Here is a 1,857-nt window from a genome sequence, read left to right on the forward strand (position 1 = left end):
ACCGAAATACTCTGGCCATCCTTCACCCGTTGCACCGCAAGCGTCCTGAATTCCGGCGTGTGTTGCTGCTTCGGTATCTTCAACATTTTGCTTTCCATTCCGTCGAGTTTACCCGACCTCTTGGAGAGCGAAATTTCGGGGGAAGCTCACCTTTCTCCAGCCACCGATAGCGCCTCTCATACACCGCCTCCAACGTCAGTTCCTGTCGTCTGGCGATCTCTTTCGCTCGCACGCCGTCGCTGAACATCAGAATCGTCCGCGACCGGTCTCGTATTCGCCAATCACGACGGCTTCTCGCCATCGCTTCAAGCTTTGTACGTTCTTCCTGCGTCAGTTCCAGCGCTTTCAATGCCATCAGCTTCGTTGCTCGTCCCGTCCAGTTCGAACCATGATTGTAGAGACATTTCATGTCGAAGGCTTACAAGCCGCTCATGCCGACTTGTGTGTAATGGAATGGGTTCGACTGCCTGACCGCCTCTTCAGCCTCCCCGGCCTTTATGCGTTTCACCGTCGCACGCGAATCATCCAGTGTCAGTGCAATGTCATTTTCAGAAACGACTATCGGCGCCCATCCTTCCATTGGCTTTGCCCCGGTTCCTCCATATTGAATTTTCGATGGAGGTGTATTCCCGATCACATAAGCTTCGCCATACGACGCACGATGTGCAGCTCTTCCCGGAAGATCATGACCAACCCGCACATTTCCAGGGGATTTAAAGTAAACATAATCCTCAGCAGAAATGCTGTGCGAATTATCATATGTATCTGGATGCGCATATATTTTAAAAGCGCCTGGATTATTGGGCGTATCAATATTGTCAACATACCGAACCATTGGGATGCCTTCTGTTTCGAGCTTGTAAATGTGCCAGCGCCCCTTATCTCCAAAGGCATTTGCTGGCGCTTGAAGATCAGAATATACTGTGTTCGGGGAAAGGATCTTTTTTGTTCCATTGGGTTGTAGGGCCGAACCTAAGCACTCACCAACACAGTAGGCCTTTCCATGTAGTTTCGCATCCGCAGGCCCAAGAGCAGACTTGGAGTATGGTGAAAATCCATCGTGTTGTAACAGCTCTTCTGGCGAACGCTGATCCAGCCGATAAACCACTTTAATATCTGTTCTTTGATTTAAAGTTTCAGGTGCGGTGCTATAGCCTTTCAATGAGGCCAAAACGGGCGTCCCAAATGCAAATTCCCCAGGAACATCGTTTGCCGTTTCATAATCAGCCTTTAATTCAGAAAGTGGAGCCTTATCTAAATTCGATGCTTGGCCTCTTGTCTTGGGTAATGCGTCCGAATTACTTACCGTCGTCGCGGCTTTGCTGCCGCCCGCATCCACCTTGACATAGTCATCGCGCCCCTTCACCTCACCTACCTCGGTGCCCTGCTTGGCCAGCTCCGCCTGCACCTGCTGCTTCAGGCTCGGCTGATCCTCCGTCCCACACGCCGTCTTGCATCCCACCAGCGCCACCTTCGACACCTCCGCTTCTTCGCCCAGCCGGCCCTTCACCTGCTCGATCTGCTGCGCCAGCTTGCGCGCATTCGCGTCGCCCAGCGTCCCGCCCTCCTCATCCCCGTGACCCACCACCTGCACCTTCACCTTCCCGTTCGTGCGCGCGATCTCATCCAGCCCCTCCAGCTCGCCTCCCCGCCCAGCCCTCACCACCGTCGTGTTCTCACCATGCTTGTCCTTCAGGTTCTGAACCGCGCGCGTCGTCACCTCATCGTCACCCTGCTGCACGATCACCCGCTTCGCGTAGCGATCCGTGCTCCGCTGGCCCGACTCCGCCTCATCCTGCTCGACCCGCGCCACCTGCCCGGGCTTGACCACCCGTTGCGCCGACACACCCTCATCCT

At 54.7% G+C, this 1,857-nt stretch carries 2 protein-coding genes; both read right to left on the minus strand.

Annotated elements, in window-relative coordinates:
* Positions 1 to 79: 79 nt before the first annotated feature.
* Positions 80 to 409 (minus strand): hypothetical protein, encoded by a 330-nt coding sequence (locus CFB82_RS43010; protein ID WP_143751090.1) that lies wholly within the window; start codon positions 407 to 409, stop codon positions 80 to 82.
* A 9-nt stretch (positions 410 to 418) separates the two neighbouring features.
* A partial coding sequence (locus tag CFB82_RS41405) for a C80 family cysteine peptidase (protein ID WP_218829108.1) occupies positions 419 to 1,857 on the minus strand: 1,439 nt, incomplete at its 5' end.

This window comes from Burkholderia sp. HI2714, assembly GCF_002223085.1.
In the GTDB taxonomy this organism is placed as follows: Bacteria; Pseudomonadota; Gammaproteobacteria; order Burkholderiales; family Burkholderiaceae; genus Burkholderia; species Burkholderia lata_D.